A 16,950-nucleotide genomic window follows, 5' to 3' on the forward strand; every position below is an offset into this window, starting at 1 on the left:
CGCTCGCGAGGGGACAGCAGACCGCAGCTCCCGCCGGTCGACGCCGGCAGGCAGGGTGACGAGAGAGAACGATGGACAAGGTCGAACGCGAGCGCGCCAAGGAGATCGCGGCCAGCCTCCAGCAGTGGTCCCACCGGGCGGCGACTGTGCGCGCGACCAGGAAGGCCGTCGCGGACGAGGCCGCGGCCGCCGCCAGTGAGATCGAGCGCCACGTGCACCGGTGCGGGGTCGGCCAGACCGTTCTGTGGCAGACCATCAGCCTGCGCCCCGACGACCGAGCCCGCGTCACCGCGCTGCGGCGGGCGCACGAGCTGCCGCAGGTCTCCGAGCAGGCGCACGAGGCTCTGACCGGTCTCCTGAACGACCGCGTCCGCACGGCGCTGGCCGACAGCAGATCGGCGTTCGGCGCCCGGCGCCTGTTCGCCTCCAAGGCCCGCAAGGAGAAGGCAGCGGGCAGCGTGCAGCACCTCGCCGAGCTCGACGGCCGGCTGACCGGCTCGGGTGCCCTGACCGCACTGGCGCAGCTGGAGCGGTGGGACCCGGCGCTGACGCGTGACGTCCCCGAGAACATGCTGCTGGCGCCCGAGGTCGGCTTCGCCCACCGGCTCCCGGCCGGTTCCCAGGTGGTCGACGTGCGGTTCCTGGCACCGGCACGGGCGGCCCTGGCGGCGATCGACCGGTCGCTGCGCGAGGTGCACCAGGTCCAGGCCGTCGTCGCCACCGCCGCCGAAGCGCTGCGCCAGGACGAGACCATGGCGATGGTCGCCGAGATGCCGGTCGAACGCCTGCGGGAGGCCACGAGCGGACAGCTCCGGCTCGGCGCGCTCCGCGAAGCCGGGATCACCACCGTCGGCGCGGTGCTGCGGCACGAACACGCGATCCCCGCGCTTCCCGGCGTGGGCGAGGTGACCGGCAAGCGGATGATCGGGGCCGCGCGCACCATCTGGCAGACCACCCTGGACGAGATGCCGGTCCGCATCGACATCGCCAAGCGGACGCCCGCGGCCACCGAGCTGCTCCGCGCCCTGCGCGCCTGGTCCGCGGTCCGGTCCATCGGCGCGGCCGCCGCCGAGCTGGCGGCCGTGGAAGAGCTGCGCGCCATCGCGAACACCGTCGCCAACGGCGCCACCCACCTGGTGGTGATCCCCGCCGAACGGCAGGTCGCGGACCTTCGCGCGGTCTGCGACAGGGTCACGAACTGGGCGGGGGCGCTCGGGCACCACGACGGCGGCGGCACGTCCCGCGGCGCGGCCGACCCGTGGGAGGACTTCTTCGCGCGTCCCGCCGACTACTACGCGATGCTCTCCGAGCTGGGTTTCCTCAGCGGTGACGAGGAAGGCACCGGCGGCGACCTCCCGGACGAGATCCTCGACGCGATCCGCGACCTCAAGCTGGAGACGTCCCACCTGCGCGCCTCGCTGCGCGGCTACCAGTCGTTCGGCGCGCGGTTCGCGATCGTGCAGCGCAAGGTCATCATCGGCGACGAGATGGGCCTCGGGAAGACCGTCGAGGCGATCGCCGTGCTCACGCACCTGCGCGCCAAGGGCTCCCACCACTTCCTGGTCGTCTGCCCCGCGGCCGTGGTGACGAACTGGGTCCGCGAAGTCCGGTCGAAGTCGGACCTGGGGGCGTTCCGGCTGCACGGCCAGGGCCGCGACGACGCGCTCAGGCAGTGGGTCAGAGACGGCGGCGTCGCCGTCACGACGTACGACAGCCTGGCGTGGCTGGAGGGACGGGTTCCCGCGAAGGCCGCCCCCGCCTGCCTGGTGTTCGACGAGGCGCACTACATCAAGAACCCCGAGGCCAAGCGGACGGCGAGGTCGCGGGCGCTCATCGGCGGCGCCCCGCGCGCGGTCCTGCTGACCGGCACGCCCCTGGAGAACCGGATCGAGGAGTTCCGCAACCTCGTCGACTACCTGCGCCCCGACCTCGCGGTCGACGCGGGGGAGCACGCCCCGCGCCAGTTCCGCAAGCAGGTCGCCCCCGTCTACCTGCGGCGCAACCAGGAGGACGTGCTCACCGAGCTGCCGGAGCTGGTCGAGGTGGAGGAGTGGCTGCCGCTCTCGGACGAGGACCAGCGGGCCTACCGCGCGTCCGTGTCCGAGTCGAACTTCATGGCGATGCGCCAGGCCGCGCTGCGGGCGGGCCACAGGTCCGAGAAGGTCCGCAGGCTCCTCGACATCGTGGAGGAGGCCGAGGAGAACCAGCGCAAGGTGCTGGTCTTCTCCCACTTCCGGGGCGTCCTGGACGACGTCGCCCGCATCCTGCCCGGCAAGGTGTTCGGGCCGCTCACCGGATCGGTCCCCGCTGCCCGGCGCCAGGCGATGGTCGACGAGTTCTCCGAGGCAGCCGGCGGCGCGGTCCTGGTCGCCCAGATCGTGGCCGGCGGTGTCGGTCTCAACATCCAGTCCGCTTCGGTGGTCGTCATCTGCGAGCCGCAGCTCAAGCCCACCACGGAGTGGCAGGCGATCGCACGGGCGCGCCGGATGGGCCAGCTCGAGACGGTCCAGGTCCACCGGCTGCTGTCCGAGGAGGGCGTCGACCGCCGGATCACCGACATCCTCGGGCGCAAGCGCGAGCTCTTCGACGAGTTCGCACGCACCTCGGCGACGGCGGACAGCGCGCCAGAGGCGTTCGACATCTCCGACGCCGAGATCGCCCGCGAGATCGTGGCCGCCGAACGGAAACGACTGCTCGGCGGCCCGGCCTCGTAGACCCCGAGCGCCCCGCGCCACTCGGCCGGCCGCCGGATCACCGGCTTCGGATCGGACTCCCGGTCGCGGTCGGGCTGATGTCCGCCGAGGCCGTGGTGGCTGCGCGGAGCGGGCGTGATCCGGTTGACCAGTCGATCACCGCCGTCGTACCGCGATGAGGGGCGGAGAGCAGTGCGGCGACGTGGTCGCGCAGGGCGTGTTGGACGTTCTGCCGGGAGTCGCTGGGGATCACCGTCCATCCTCGCGTGCGCGCCCAGTCGAGCAGGACCCGGCGGACGGCCGTCTGGTGGGTCAGGAAGCGCGCGGGGGAGCACCCGGCGTCCCGGCCGCACTCGTAGGGGGCGAGGTCGGTGCCCTTGCGGCGCAGGGCCTCCTCCGGCGTGACGTCGAGGTAGACGACCGAGTCGACGGGCGCCATCGCGGCGTTGATCGTGTGCACGAGGTCGGGTGGGCAGTCGGCGAGCAGTTCGGCTGCCGCGTGCTTCGCCCAGTAGCCGTCCAGGACCACGAGGTCCTCGGTGCGTTCGAGTGCGAGTGTGGCCGCGGTGGCGTTCATCCACCCCAGGAACAGCATCCGTGCCGGGGTGGGCATCTCCGCGATGCAGGTGCGCAGGTCCACCTGGTCCGTGCCCCGCAGGAACCGCGCGTGCGGCACCACGTCGTGGCGGAAGACGTCCCATTTGCCGACGACGGCGGCGGAGTGGCCCTCCGCCCGTGCCCATGCGACCAGGTCGCGGACTTGAGTGCTCTTGCCCGCGCCATCGGGCCCGTCCAAAGCGATGATCATTGTTCGATCGTCCTCCCCGGCCCGAACGGCGATCCCTCTCCAGGAATTGCGTAGGCCTTTCACGTTGCATTCGAATCAAGGTGATATTCCCACCACATGAGTGTCGGGTCGGATTTCGACACGCCGGGCGGAGTCGATGTCGGTACAGTCACCTCGGACAGGCCGGGAGGATTTCATGTTCAAAGTTTCTCACGTTGTCCGAATGGATGACGGAATCGGTGTGCGTCACCGTGCGCAATTCTCGTCACTCGGTCAGGTAGGTGATCTCGTGCCCCGAACGCGCGTTGTTCGATCGGATGTCGCAATCTCCGGTCGAGAACCCGGTGGGGCGGCGAGATGACCGCGCACCTCTACTGGGACCGGATGTGGCGCACCCGGCAGGGCCGCAGCGGCTGGGTCGCGCCGCACCCCTGGGTGACGGACACCGTCCACCGCTTGCGCGAGCGCGGCGTGCGCGACGTGCTGGACCTCGGCTGCGGCATCGGACGGCACACGTTCCTGCTGGCGGAGGAGGGCTTCACCGTCCACGCGATCGACCGCAGTGCCGCCGCGGTGGAGTTCGTCCGCGGTGAGGCGGCCGACCGGCGAATGCTTCTGACGGCGGACGTCGCCGACATCACGTCCCTGCCCTGTCCGGCCGGCGCCTTCGACTTCGTGCTGGCCTTCAACGTGGTCTACCACGCCGACGAGGACGTTCTGGCGCGGGTGCTGGGGGAGGTGCGCCGCGTCCTCCGCCCCGGTGGCCTCTACCAGGCCACGATGCTGTCCAAGCGCAACGCGCAGTACGGCCGGGGCGTCGAGGTCGCGCCGAACACGTTCGTCCAGCCCCGTGCGACCGACGACAAGGTCCATCCGCACCTCTACGCCGACGAGGCCGACCTGGTGCGGCTGCACCGGGGGTTCAGACTGCTCGACGCCTTCGACGCCGAGCACGGGACGCCCGGCTCGTACCACTGGCACTGCCTGTTCGAGGTGGAGCGCGCGACGCCGCGGCACCGCGGCCCCGGGCACGTCGGGGGGCGGCACGCATGACCAAGGCCGCTGAGCTGCGCGAACTGCTGACGCGACCGGTTGTCTCGCGCATCGTCGGGGCGAGGGACCCGCTCACCGCGCGGATGGTCGAGGAGGCGGGCTTCGACGGCGTGTGGGTGTCCAGCTTCGAGCTGTCGGCCACCCGTGCGCTGCCCGACCTCGGCCTGCTGACGATGACCGAGTGCCTCGACGCCGCCGCGCTCATCGACGGTGCGACGGTCCTGCCCTCGCTGGTCGACTGCGACACCGGGTTCGGCACCGCGATCAACCTCGTCCGCGTGGTGCGGCTGTGCGAGGCGGCGGGCATCGCCGGGATCTGCGTCGAGGACAAGGTGTTCCCCAAGCGCAACAGCTATCTCGACGGAGGACAGGTCCTGGAGGACCCGGACGCGTTCGCCCAGCGCGTCGAGGCGGCCGTGCGCAGCAGGCGTGACCAGGACTTCACCGTGGTGGCCCGCTGCGAGGCCCTGATCGCCGGCGCGGGCATGGACGAGGCGGTGCGCAGGGCGCACCACTACGTCGACGCCGGCGCGGACGCCGTGCTGGTCCACTCGAAGCGGCGCGAACCCGACGAGATCGTCGAGTTCCTCCACCGGTGGCGCCGCCGCGCGCCGGTGGTCGTGGTGCCGACGACCTACTACCGGTGGAGCCTGGCCGAGGCGCAGGACGCCGGGGTCTCGCTGGTCATCTACGCCAACCAGGCCCTGCGGGCCTCCGTGCTGGCCGTGCGCACGGTGCTGAGCGAGATCCACCTGCGTGGCGACGCGGCCACCGCCGAGGACTCGATCGCGCCGGTGAAGGAGGTCTTCGCCCTGACCAGGACCGCCGAGTGGGAGGAGTGGGGAGCGTGATCGAGGCGGAGGTGTTCTGCAGCGCGCTGGAGACGCGCGGGTTCGACTTCTTCACCGGTGTTCCCTGCTCCTACCTGCAGGGCGCGTTCACCGTCCTGGAACGCCGCGGCGCCTACGTCCCCGCGCCCAACGAGGGGGTGGCGATGGCGATGGCGGCCGGCGCGCAGCTCGCCGGCCGCCGCGCCGCACTGCTGGTGCAGAACTCCGGGCTGGGCAACCTGCTCGACCCGCTGACCTCCCTGCTGATGTCCTACGACATCCCGCTGCTGGTCGTGATGAGCCTGCGCGGGTGGCCGGACGCACGCGACGACGAGCCGCACCACGAGGTCATGGGTCGCGCCACGGCCGCGCTGCTGGACGCCGTGGGGGTCGCGCACGCGGTGCTCGGACCGTCGGTGGACTCCCTCGACGCCGCGCTCGACCGGGCGAAGCGGGAGTACCGGCACGACCGCTGCTTCGCCCTGCTCGTGCCGAAGGCGACGCTGGCCTCGTGCCCCCTCCCGGACACGGCCGCGGACGCGGTGATGCGTCGCGCGGACGCGGTCGCCGCGATCTGCGCGCACCTGGGTGACGCGCTGGTCTACAGCACCACCGGCATGATCAGCCGCGAGCTGTTCGGGCTGGACGACCGCCCCGGCAACTTCTACGTGCAGGGCAGCATGGGCCACGCGATCGGCCTGGGCCTGGGCACGGCGGTCGCCCGGCCCGATCGGCGGGTCGTCGTGGTGGACGGCGACGGCTCCGCGTTGATGCACCTCGGTGGCCTGGCGCTGGTGGGTGACAGGAAGCCGCCCAACCTGACCCACCTGGTGCTGGACAACGGTGCCTACGACTCCACGGGTGGACAGCGGACCCGCGCCCACCCGGTCGCCTGGGACCGCCTCGCGCTCTCCGTCGGCTACCGCACCGCCGCGGTCTGCCGGACCGTCGAGCAGGTGCACGCCTGCCTGGAGCGCGTCGCGGGCGCACCGGGCCCGCACCTGGTCGCGGTGCGGATCGCGGCCGGCGCCGGGGTGACCCCGCCACGCGTCACGTCCGTCCTCGACAACCGCGGCATCCGGGAGAGGTTCCGGTTCGCCGCGTGTGCCACCAGCGGGCTCGGGGTGGACCGGTGAGATCGGTGCTGGTCGCCGCGCGTGGAGCACCGGCGGTGCGCGCGGCCGCGGTGTGCCGCGCCCTCGGCATCGCCCCGGTGACCGTCGTGACGCCGTCGGACCCGCAGCGGCGGCACGTCCTCGCCGGTCACGTGGTGCTCGACGCAGCCGGCTGCGCCGCCACCACCCGCGCCGGTGCCGGCTGCGGCGGTTACGACTGCGCCGACTGCGTCGTCCGCGCGGCGGTCGCGGCCGGGGTGGACGCCGTGCACCCCGGCTGGGGAGCCGTCGCGGAGGACCCGGCACTGGCCCGCGGGCTCGCGGAGCGGGGCATCCGGTTCGTCGGCTCACCGGAGGCGGCGCTCGCGGTGGCCGGTGACACGGCCTGGGCGGTCGAGACGGCCGAGCGCGCCGGCGTGCCCGTGCTGCCCCACGCCGTCGGCAGGCGGATGATCCGCGCGCTCGTCGCCCGCCACGGCCTGCCCGTCGTGCTCAAGCGGTCGCGCTGCCGGCAGGGTGAGGGGGTCCGCGTGGTCCGGTGTCCGGCGGAACTGTCCGCCGCGCTGGCCGACCACCCGGACTGGTACGCCGAGCGGTACGTGGAACCCGCGCGCGTGGTCGGAGTGGTGGTGGCGGTCGACGACCAGGGCAACGCCGCACACCTGTGCGAGCGGGAATCGCTGCTGGTGGCGGGCAACCGCAAGCTGCTGGAGGCCGCGCCCGTCCACGGCGTGCCCGAGGTGCTCCTGGCGGCGATGCGAGCCGACGCCCAGCGGGTGGCGCGCGCGTTCGGCCTGTTCAACGTGGTGACGGTCGAGTTCCTCGTCCACGCGGGCGGCTACACGTTCCAGGAGGTCAACCCGCGCCTCACCGGCGCCTACCGGATCGCCGAAGCGGTGACCGGGACCGACGTGATCGCCCTGCAGCTCGGGCTGGCCGCCGGGGCGCGGTCGTTCCCCGTCGACCCGCCCGCCGGCACGCACGCCGTGCAAGGCCACCTGTTCCTCCGCCCAGGGACGCCCGCAAACCGGGTGCTCAGGCGGGTGAGCCTGCCCGCCGAGCGGCCGGGGGTGGTCGTCGACTGCACGCTCGACGTGGGGCAGCCGGTCGTGCTCGACACCATCGCGGCGCAGGTGCTGGCCACCGGCACCAGCCGCGCCCAGGCGTACGACCGCGTGGCGCGCGCAGTCGGCGATCTGCACCTCGCCGGTGTCCGGCACCACGGCGCGGACATCGCGCAGTGGTGCCTCCGGCGATCCCGAGCGCTCACGGAGGTGTGACGACGACATGGACGACAGCGAACAAACCACCCCGATCCACCACCTCGACCAGCGGCTGGTGGACGGGGTGGTCGGAGACGACCCCTCCTCCCGCGCCGCCTTGGCGAGGGCGGCGCGCGACTGCGAGGAACGGCACCTGGTGACCGGGCCCGGCTACTTCCTGCTGTCCGGCCTCGGTCACCTCGACGAGTCCGCGGCACGCCGCTTCCTGCTCGCGCTGTCGGTGGCGCTGGGCAGGCCACTGCCCCAGACCTTCGACGGCGAGGTGGTCCGCGAGGTGCGCGACCGGGGCGTCCGGCTGGAGAGCGGACCCACCGTCCGGTACTCCGACACCCGGCAGGGCGGGCACCTGCACACCGACGGCATCCACCGGCCCGGCGAGGTGCCCGCCTACTTCGCGCTGCACTGCGTCCGGCAGGCGGCGGCAGGCGGGGCCCTGGTCCTGGTGCACGTGGCCGACCTGGTCCGCGAACTGCTCGCGTCGGAGCCGGAGTCGGTGGCCGCGTTGCGGCAACCGGTGCACTTCGACACGCGGGACGACCGCCCCGGCCACCCGGTCACCGTGCCGCGCCCCGTCCTGGAGCTCGACCGCGGGGAAGCGCGGATCGCCTACCTGCGCGAGTACATCGAAAGCGCGCACCGCCGACCGGGAGTCCCCCCGCTGTCCGCGCCCCAGACGCGGGCCATGAACCGGTTGGACGCGCTGCTGTCCCGCCCGGACCTGCGCACCTGCCACCGCCTGGAACCCGGCCAGGTGGTCGTCGTCAACAACAGGGCGGTCGTGCACGGCAGGACCGCGTTCCAGGACCGGCCCGGCGCGGGTGCGGGCCGGCTGATGTTGCGGACGTGGATCGGGGTCCGGCCGGCTGTCCTGCAACCACCTCTGTGAGTTACCCCCGGGTGGTGCCGGCGACATCACCGGCGGTAACGCCACTCCCCACCACTCGGGTGCCATCCGCCGAAATAGTACTTCGAAATCACCGAATCGGATGTAAAAACGCCCGGCTGCGAATAATGGGCCACGTGCCCTTGTCGGCCCGGATTGGCCGCAGTACGCTCGGGAAACCGGGCAATTAACATTTCGACGTTCTGTTGATGAAAGGCGATCCCGATGGCTAACCAGGAACGCGCGGCCGATGTGGAACAACTCGCGAGCGCGGCGAGCACCATTCAGGAGAACCGCACCGGTTTGGTCCTGACCGGTCGGATCAAGAACGGTGAGCTCCAGCTCGACCAGTCGACGCTCGACCAGATCCGTGAGAAGTACCCGGACGCCGACATGGCGTTCGTCGCGATGAACTCACCGTTCGACGCCGAGCCCCAGGCCGTCTGACCGCCACACCGTCTGGCCGAACGTGGCCCCAGCACCGATCGCGAGGATGTGAGGTTCGGATGTCCCAGGACGTTGTTCTCGCGCACACTCTGCTCGGGCGTGAACCCTCCACGGACCTCATCCGGTCCATCGCCGAGGTGGCGGTTCGAACCCACTACCCGGACGCCGGGTGCCCGCGCTACTTCGAGGCGCTGGACCAAGCCCTGCGGGACGAACCGCCACCGTTCGGCACAGCGGAGTACGGCCTCATCTACCGCAGCCTGTCGGTCGAACCGAGGTGGATGGGCATCTCCCTGATCACCAACGCGGAGCGCGAGGGCGACGGCTCCCGGCGGCTGTGGTCGCTCGCGGCCTGCGCGGTCGACCCGCGCCACCAGCGCCTGCTCAAGCGCCACGCCTGCGACGAGTCCAGGCACTCCCTGATCTACCTGTCGCTGCTCGACCTGACCTTCCCCGGGGCGGTGTCGCCGGAGTTCCGCGCCGAGCTCCGGCAGCTGTCACCGGGGTTCACCATGCGGCGGGAGCTGTTCCCGGTCCCGGGGTCCCCGTACGCCAGGGTGCCCACGATCGACGACTTCCTCCAGATGAACATCGCCGAGATCCGCACGACGGTCCACCACGCCATGCAGCGCCCGGTCCTGGCGGTCCACTGCCCGCCAGAGAACCAGGACAAGATCACCAGGCTGCACGACGCGCTGCTGACCGACGAGCTCAGCCACATCGCCTACACCGCCGTGCTCGTCGAGGAGATCGGCCGGAACGCCGACCCCGGCCGGTTCGCGGCGCTGTTCCGCAAGCGGCTGCACGACTTCAACACCATCACCACCGAGGAGCTGGGCGGGAACGTGTTCGACTGCTCGGTCGCGTGCTGCGCCCGCCGGCCGACCTGCCGCGCGAGAGCGGGCGACCCGGAACCCGTCCTGCACCAGATCGGGATCGGCCGGTCGTGAGCAGCGCCACGGAGACGTCACCGGCGCTCACGGCGTGCCTGGCCCGGTGCGGCACCGACCAGGCGGCCCTGCTGGCCGGCATCGACGACGTCGTCGGCCTGCGCCCCGGCGACCTGGTCCTCGCCGTCGGCTCCCTGGTGGAAGGGCTGGGCAACGACAAGTCCGACCTCGACCTGATCCTCGTCCCCGGCGAAGGTGACACCGACCGCGCGGAGGACGAGCTGTGCTGGGCCGTCGGGCACAGCATGGTCGACCTGCGGATCCTCCACCGGGCCGGAGTCGAGTCGTTGATCCACCGCCTGCGCGACTGGGCGTGCCTGCCGTGGAACCTGGTCGAGCTGGCCCCGTTCGACGACGGCGAGCGGCTGCTGCTGCACCGCCTGCTCGAAGGGCTCGTGGTCCGCCCGCCCGGCCCCGGTCCGGCGCCGTGGTCCTGGCGGCCGGACCGCGCCTCGGTGGCGAGGCTGAAACTCCAGGTCGCGCGCCACCTCGCGCGCACCGTCCAGGTCGACCTGGTCGGCTACCGCGGCCAGGGTGACGACGCCACGTGCGTGCTGGCAGCGCAAGACCTCCTCGGTCACGCCGTCGACGGCCTGCTCGCGGCCCACCACCTCACCAACCCGAACCCCAAGTGGCGCACCCGGCTGCTGGCCCGGCTGCCCGGCGACTGGGACCGTCCTCTGTGGACGCGCAGCACCGGTCTGCCCGCCGACCGCCTCTTCTGGGACCTCCACCGGGCGCCGGCCAGACCCGAGCCCCGGTCGGCCGCGGCCCACGCCACCCGCTGCGTCGCCTTCGCGCGGGCGGTGTTCGCCTGGGCGGAGCACCACCTCATCGGACGCCCCGCACCCGCGAGGGTGCCGCTGGTCCCGGTGCGCGACGACGACCGCGCCACCGGTGCGGTGCTGCCCGCCCTGGAGTTCGACGTCGACTTCTTCTTCTCCGACCGGGGGATCGCCGTCGCCCGGCTCAACGAGTTCGCGGCCTCGCTGCACCTGTCGGAACAGGAGTTCGCGCACCTGCTGCTGTGCGACGGCAGGACCACGGCCGCCGCCGCACAGGCGGCCGTCGGACAGCGGGACGGCGAGGCGGCGCCGAACGTCGAGAGCCTGGTCCAGCGGATCACCGACCGCGGCCTCGTCCTGCGCACGCCGGCCCAGGCCGGCACCTCCCCGTCGGAGGACACCGCCATCGCAGCGGTGGAGCGGTTGAGCGAGGTGCTCACCGGAACCGGGTACGGCGAGTTCCTGACCTGCTTCACCCCGTCCGTCCTCGACCCGCGGGCATGGCGGGCCGCACGCGACCACGCGGCACCGGGTCTGCGTGCCGTCGTGGACCTGTTGCTGCTGGGCCGCGCTGTGCACCCGGACGCGCTGCCGCCGGACCTCGCCGCGTCGGTGGCGGGCTTGACGGCAGCGGGAGTGCTCGTCGAGCGGCAGGACGGGTGCGTCGACACCGACGGCCTCGCCGTCCTGCTCGTCGCCGGCAGCTGGTTGATCTGCCACCGTCCGCAGCCGGACCCGCTGTGCTACCTCGGTGACGACTCCCTGGCACTGCTGAGCCGGCTGACGCCGCAGGGAACCCGAGCGTGCCTCGACCTCTGCGCCGGCCCTGGGCTGCACGCGCTGCACTGCGCCCGCTTCGCACCGCAGGTGACCGCGGTGGAGCTCGACCCCCGAGTCGCCCGCGTGACCCGGCTCAACGCCGCGCTGAACGGGCTGACCGACCGCGTCGAAGTCCTCTCCGGCGACCTGTACCAGCCCGTCGCCGGGCGGCGCTTCGACCTGGTGGTCGCCAACCCGCCGACCCTGCCCTACCCGGTGGCGGACCTGCCGGCGCCCCGTGTCGGCCACGGCGGTGAGGACGGCCTGCTGGTGACCTCACGGGTGCTCGCCGGCCTCCCGGACGCCCTGACCGGTCGCGGCCGGGCGCACCTGGTCGGGATGACGCTGACCGACGGCGGACCGGGGCGCTTCGGTGACTGGCTGTCCGCGGCAGCACGCGAGCACGACCTGGACATCCGCTGCACGGTGGTCTCCCACTCGCCGCTGACCACCGGCACGGACACCTGCGAACGGCTCATCGCGGCGGTCGCCGCCGCCACGCACACCCAGCCGGACCGGGTCCGCGAGTCCTACGCCCGGCTGGTCGAGAGCCAGCGCGCGACTCATCTGAGCGCCTACTTCCTCCAGGTGTCGACCGGTTCGGGCGAGGTCGCCCTGGCCGATGTGTCACCGGCCGGCCGCGGCGGCACGTGGTTCGTCTGAGCACCACAGTCCACGCCGACCGTGACACGGTCACGCTCTCGGTTGATCTTCTGCGTTCGCACCCTCTGGAGGGACGCTCGATCGGGCGGCACGAAGAGCGCGCGGAACCCGGTGGCAATAGCTTCCCGATGCGACAGCCAAGCGGTCCACCGGCATCCGACGCAGAGGGAGTCCTTGCGTGTTCAGAGGTATCGGCCGGTTCGTCACCAGGCACGCACGCGCCGTCCTCGTGGCAGGTGTGTCGGTGGTGATCTGTGCCGGGGCACTCGGTCTCACCGCCTCCGGTGCGTTGACGACCTCCGGTTTCGGTGATCCGGATTCGGAGTCCTGGCGGGCGCAGACCCTCATCGAGGAGCGGTTCGGCGGGCACGTCAACGCCCTGGTCCTGATCACCGCCCGCACCGGCACGGTCGACGACGCGGCGGTCAGGCAAGCCGGCGGCGAGCTGACCGCGCGCCTGAAGACCGACCCGGTGCTGTCCGACGTGACCTCCTACTTCGCCACCGCGACGCCGCAGCTGCGTTCGGACGACGGCCGGCACGCGCTCGCCCTCGGCCAGTTCTCCGGTGACTTCGCGGACAACCAGAACACCGTCGAGCGGCTGCGTGAGCGCTATGCCGGCGACCGGGGCCCGATCACCGTCCACATCGGCGGCTCGGCGGCGGCCGAGCTGGACGCCGACCAGCAGTTGGCCGCCGATCTGCTGCTGGCCGAGCTGATCGCCGTTCCGGTGATCCTGCTCCTGCTCGTGCTCGCCTTCCGCACGGTCGTGGCCGCGACGCTGCCGTTGCTCATGGGTGGTGCCGCGATCGTGTGCACCATCGCCGGGTTGTCGGTCATCGGGTCGGTGACCGACGTGTCGATCTACTCGGTCAACATGGCCGTCGGGCTGGGCCTCGGGCTGGCCGTGGACTACGCGCTGTTGATGACGAGCCGGTTCCGCGAGGAGCTGGCCGCCGGGCTCGACCCCTCCGCCGCGGTGATCCGCACCGTGCAGACCGCCGGCCGGACGATCGTGTTCAGCGCCGTCACGGTGGCCGTCGTGCTCTCCGTGCTGCTGTTGTTCCCCATGTACTTCCTGCGTTCGTTCGCCTATGCCGGGATCGGCGTGGTCACCGCGTCCATGATCAGCGCGGTGCTCGTGCTGCCCGCGGTGCTGACCGTGCTCGGACCGAAGGTCAACGCCGGCCGCCTGCCGTGGGCGCACCGCTACCCCCTCGGCTCCGGGTCGGCCCTGTGGGGAAGGCTCGCCGACACGGCCATGCGGCGGCCGCTGCTCACCGGGGTGCCGGTGATCGTCCTGCTGCTGCTGGCAGCCATGCCGCTCGCGCGGGCCGAGATCGGCATGCCCGACGACCGGGTGCTCCCGAGCTCCGCACACAGCCGGGTCGTGGGCGAGGTGGTGCGCGGGCACTTCCGCACCGAGGACGGCAGGGCGATCCAGGTCGTCGTGCAGGGCACTGCCACACCGGCCGCGGTGGCCGGCCACGCACGCCGGATCTCCGAGCTCCCCGGCGTGGCGCAGGTGACCTCCAGCGCGGGAGCGTTCGTCCGCGGTCACGACAGCGGACCGGTCCCCGCCGGAGCCACGCTCGTCCGGGCCGACAGCCAGCGCCTCCTCGTCGCAGCCCAACTCGAACCCAGCTCGGCGCGGGCGCGCGAGCTGATCAGCGCGATCCGCGCGCTGCCGGCACCGCCCGGCACCTCGGTCGCGGTCGGCGGCGAGGCAGCGCTCCTGGCGGACAGTCAGGACGCCATCGGAAGCCGGCTGCCACTGGCGCTCGCGTTGATCGCGATCACCACGTTCGCCCTGCTGTTCCTGTTCACCGGCAGCCTCCTGCAACCGCTGCGGGCGGTGGCGTTCAACGTGCTCGGCCTGTCGGCCACCCTCGGTGTGCTGGTGCTGGTCTTCCAGGAGGGGTGGCTGGCACCGGTCCTCGGCTTCACCCCGTCACCGCTCAACATCTGCATGCTGGTGCTGATGGTCACCATCATCCTCGGACTGTCGATGGACTACGAGCTGTTCGTGGTGAGCCGCATCAAGGAGGCCCACGACCAGGGCGCCGACCACCACTCGGCGGTGATCACCGGAATGTCCCGCACCGGCCGGCTCGTCTCCACCGCCGCGGCACTGATCGCGGTCAGTCTCTTCGCGTTCGCCCTCAGCGGAGTGAGCTTCGTCCAGATGTTCGGCATCGGAGCAGGACTGGCCGTCCTGCTGGACGCCACCCTCATCCGCGGCGTCCTGATGCCGGTCGGCATGCGGCTGCTCGGACGCCACGCGTGGTGGGCTCCCGCACCGATGCGTCACCTGCACCGACGCGTGGGCCTCCGCGAAACACCGGACACGTCCACCCGTGTGGCTCCCACACGTCACCCTCTACCTGAAGCCGCCCGGTAGTGCGCGCACACTCCAACACCGCTGGTGGGTCAACCGGGATCTCATGCGCCTGGGACACTGGACCCTCAACCACCCGCTAGACCAGGAGTGCACAGTGCAGCAGGGAACCGTCCGCTGGTACGACCTCGAGCGCGGCTTCGGCTTCCTCGCCCCCGATGACGGCGGCCCCGACATCTTCGTGCACGTCTCGCAGGTGCAGGGCGAGGGTGCGGCACGGGCGCTGCGCGAGGGCCAGACCGTGGAGTTCGAGACCGGTGAGGGACCTCGCGGTCCGCAGGCGCTGCACGTCGCCGTCACCGGGGACGCCTCGCCCGACGCGACCCTGGGCGTGCTCGCCACCGTCTCCTGGTACGAGCCGGCCAAGGGCTACGGGTTCGCCGCGCCGGACGGCGGGGGCGCGGAGGTGTTCGTGCACTCCTCCGCCATTGTCACCGGGGGCGTCCTCGCGGCCGGGCAGCGGGTGGCCTTCGTCGTCACGGCGGGGGAGAAGGGTCCGCAGGCCCAGCACGTGGTGCCGCTGAGCTTCGACGCCGGCGTCCACCGCGCCCCTCTGGTCGCCCCCGGCGACGGCGCCGACGGCTCCGTGCTGTGGTTCGACGAGGAGAAGTCGTTCGGCTTCGTGGCCGCCGACGACGGGGCGGGCGACGTCTTCCTGCACGAGCGCGCCTTGGTCGACGACCGGTACCTGCCGGTGGAGGGCGACCGGGTCTCGTTCACCACGGTCACCGTGGACCAGGGTCGTCAGGCGCGCGAGGTGCGGTTCGTGGCCGCAGGCGAGCCGGTGGACACCGCCGCGACCCCCAGCCAGGCCCGTCCGGCCGCCCGGCCCGCAGCCCGCGCCGGCGACGGCACGGTGGCCCGCTACGACGGCGACCGCGGCTTCGGCTTCATCACCCCCGACGCGGGCGGCCCCGACCTGTTCGTGCACGTCTCGGTGGTCTCCGGCGAGCCCCTGGTGGCCGGCGAGCGGGTGCGCTTCCGCATCCGGCAGAGCGACCGGGGCCCGCAGGCGGACGCCGTCGAACGCGCCTGACCGCCCGAATCGACACCGCACGCGGCACGCGCCTATACGCGTTGGCGTTCCTTGAACACGGCACCAGACGCCTGCACATCACCGGCATCACCACCCATCCGATACTCAACTGGAGCGTGCACCAAGCCGGAACCTCGCCATCGACATCGGAAAGCGCAGGGACTCACTGCGCTTCCTGCTGCGCGGCCGCGACAGCAAGCGGATTGTTCCGGCCAAGCGTGAGGACAGGGGTCCATTGGGAGTCGGTTCTGCCTCGCCGCTGAACCTGTCCAGTGACGCGCCAGGTCGTTCTGCCGCGCCCACCTTGATTGATGAAATCCTTGACGCCCCTGGATCGCTACGGTTTCGGCTGGTCTCTGGGATGCTCCGCATGAACTCACTACCGAAGATTTCGGGAAGACACTTTGCGCTGAACTGTTGGATCGCACGCTGATGTGAATCGGACCACCTACGACACGTGCTTTAGGCAGGCGCCACTACATCGAGCACCGAATATACCGCTCACCCGTCGCCCGAGTACTTTTGCGAGCTCGCCCTTTCGGCAGGCACAAACTCGCAGACACTTTGCTGTCGATGGTGATCGCGTTCGGCGTCACTGTCGACACGGTGCTCAGCCGGGCCCCAGGGCCAACGACGACGGCGGGCCCGTACGGCTGCTCCTCCGGCGGCGACCGCGGATGCGCCTCCGCAGACCCACGCTGCGTTGGGCGCGTGGGTCGCGAGCACCACGAAGCCCGCCGCCACGACAATGGCCATCAGCATGGCTCCGCCCAGCGCCCAGCGCAGTAATACCACGGCGTTGCGGGTGCGCCCGTCGTCGGAGACGACGTAGCCGATCAGGCCGTGCGGTGAGGTGTCCCTGGACGCCGCCATCAGCTGATCTCCACTACGTAGTACTCCCATGCCCGATCCGGCTCCAGCAGTTCGCGCCATGACACGACGTCGGGCCTGCGGCGCAGCAGTGCGCGGCGTTCTCGCTCGGTCATGCCACCCCAGACGCCGGACTCGATGCGGTTGTCCAGCGCCTCGACTAGGCAGTCCGTCCGCGCTGGACACGTCAGGCAGAGCAGCTTCGCCTTGCGTTGCTCCGCGCCGTGGGCGTTGTGGACGTTGCGGAGGTACGGCTGCTTCGGCAGCTCGTCACGGCAGGCGGCCTGCTCACGCCAGTCACCGCCCGACGTGTCCACCGGTCCGAAAACCGACGGCTG

14 protein-coding genes and 1 pseudogene are annotated in these 16,950 nt (G+C 71.9%); 12 read left to right on the forward strand and 3 right to left on the reverse strand.

Annotated elements, in window-relative coordinates:
- The first annotated feature begins 71 nt into the window (after window positions 1-71).
- Window positions 72-2,714, forward strand: coding sequence for a DEAD/DEAH box helicase (locus ACZ7CD_RS07935; protein ID WP_470378579.1), 2,643 nt, complete (start codon window positions 72-74; stop codon window positions 2,712-2,714).
- A 37-nt stretch (window positions 2,715-2,751) separates the two neighbouring features.
- Here ACZ7CD_RS07935 and ACZ7CD_RS07940 read toward each other — a convergent pair whose 3' ends face one another.
- A complete protein-coding gene (locus ACZ7CD_RS07940) occupies window positions 2,752-3,501 on the reverse strand; it encodes a dTMP kinase (protein ID WP_470378580.1) in 750 nt (249 codons plus the stop codon).
- A 336-nt stretch (window positions 3,502-3,837) separates the two neighbouring features.
- Between ACZ7CD_RS07940 and ACZ7CD_RS07945 the strand changes: the two genes are divergently transcribed.
- The 11 genes and pseudogenes from ACZ7CD_RS07945 to ACZ7CD_RS07995 all read left to right on the forward strand — a co-directional run bounded on the left by ACZ7CD_RS07945 (window position 3,838) and on the right by ACZ7CD_RS07995 (window position 15,742).
- Complete coding sequence (locus ACZ7CD_RS07945; RefSeq protein WP_470378581.1) at window positions 3,838-4,533, forward strand: class I SAM-dependent methyltransferase; 696 nt, start codon at window positions 3,838-3,840, stop codon at window positions 4,531-4,533.
- Entirely contained in the window at window positions 4,530-5,384 is an 855-nt protein-coding gene (locus ACZ7CD_RS07950; RefSeq protein ID WP_470378582.1) for an isocitrate lyase/phosphoenolpyruvate mutase family protein, read from the forward strand. Before ACZ7CD_RS07945 ends, ACZ7CD_RS07950 begins: the two co-directional genes overlap by 4 nt.
- Window positions 5,381-6,499, forward strand: coding sequence for a phosphonopyruvate decarboxylase (gene aepY / locus ACZ7CD_RS07955; RefSeq protein ID WP_470378583.1), 1,119 nt, complete (start codon window positions 5,381-5,383; stop codon window positions 6,497-6,499). Before ACZ7CD_RS07950 ends, aepY begins: the two co-directional genes overlap by 4 nt.
- On the forward strand, window positions 6,496-7,758 hold the full coding sequence (locus ACZ7CD_RS07960; RefSeq protein WP_470378584.1) for an ATP-binding protein: 1,263 nt from the start codon (window positions 6,496-6,498) through the stop codon (window positions 7,756-7,758). Before aepY ends, ACZ7CD_RS07960 begins: the two co-directional genes overlap by 4 nt.
- Window positions 7,759-7,765: 7 nt before the next feature.
- On the forward strand, window positions 7,766-8,647 hold the full coding sequence (locus ACZ7CD_RS07965) for a TauD/TfdA family dioxygenase (protein WP_470378585.1): 882 nt from the start codon (window positions 7,766-7,768) through the stop codon (window positions 8,645-8,647).
- Between the two features lie 222 nt (window positions 8,648-8,869).
- Window positions 8,870-9,091 (forward strand): hypothetical protein, encoded by a 222-nt coding sequence (locus ACZ7CD_RS07970; RefSeq protein WP_360383559.1) that lies wholly within the window; start codon window positions 8,870-8,872, stop codon window positions 9,089-9,091.
- Between the two features lie 59 nt (window positions 9,092-9,150).
- The gene (locus ACZ7CD_RS07975) at window positions 9,151-10,041 is read left to right on the forward strand and encodes a hypothetical protein (RefSeq protein ID WP_360383557.1); all 891 of its coding nucleotides are present in this window, start codon (window positions 9,151-9,153) and stop codon (window positions 10,039-10,041) included.
- Window positions 10,038-12,308 (forward strand): methyltransferase, encoded by a 2,271-nt coding sequence (locus ACZ7CD_RS07980; RefSeq protein WP_470378586.1) that lies wholly within the window; start codon window positions 10,038-10,040, stop codon window positions 12,306-12,308. The genes ACZ7CD_RS07975 and ACZ7CD_RS07980 overlap by 4 nt, the downstream gene beginning before the upstream one ends.
- Window positions 12,309-12,486: 178 nt before the next feature.
- Window positions 12,487-14,709 carry an MMPL family transporter gene (locus ACZ7CD_RS07985; protein WP_470378587.1) on the forward strand — a complete coding sequence of 741 codons (2,223 nt, stop codon included), beginning with the start codon at window positions 12,487-12,489 and terminating at the stop codon, window positions 14,707-14,709.
- 94 nt (window positions 14,710-14,803) lie between these two features.
- Window positions 14,804-15,007, forward strand: a pseudogene (locus ACZ7CD_RS07990) (cold-shock protein); the annotation flags it as partial.
- Between the two features lie 30 nt (window positions 15,008-15,037).
- Window positions 15,038-15,742: a cold shock domain-containing protein gene (locus tag ACZ7CD_RS07995; protein ID WP_458434401.1), complete on the forward strand. Its 705-nt coding sequence runs from the start codon at window positions 15,038-15,040 to the stop codon at window positions 15,740-15,742.
- 501 nt (window positions 15,743-16,243) lie between these two features.
- On the opposite strand, the gene ACZ7CD_RS08000 is transcribed toward ACZ7CD_RS07995, so the two are convergent.
- Together ACZ7CD_RS08000 and ACZ7CD_RS08005 are read right to left on the reverse strand one after the other, a co-directional pair.
- Window positions 16,244-16,615, reverse strand: coding sequence for a hypothetical protein (locus ACZ7CD_RS08000; RefSeq protein WP_470378588.1), 372 nt, complete (start codon window positions 16,613-16,615; stop codon window positions 16,244-16,246).
- A complete protein-coding gene (locus tag ACZ7CD_RS08005) occupies window positions 16,615-16,929 on the reverse strand; it encodes a WhiB family transcriptional regulator (RefSeq protein ID WP_470378724.1) in 315 nt (104 codons plus the stop codon). Before ACZ7CD_RS08005 ends, ACZ7CD_RS08000 begins: the two co-directional genes overlap by 1 nt.
- Window positions 16,930-16,950 lie beyond the last annotated feature (21 nt).

This window comes from Lentzea sp. NPDC036949 (assembly GCF_055608075.1).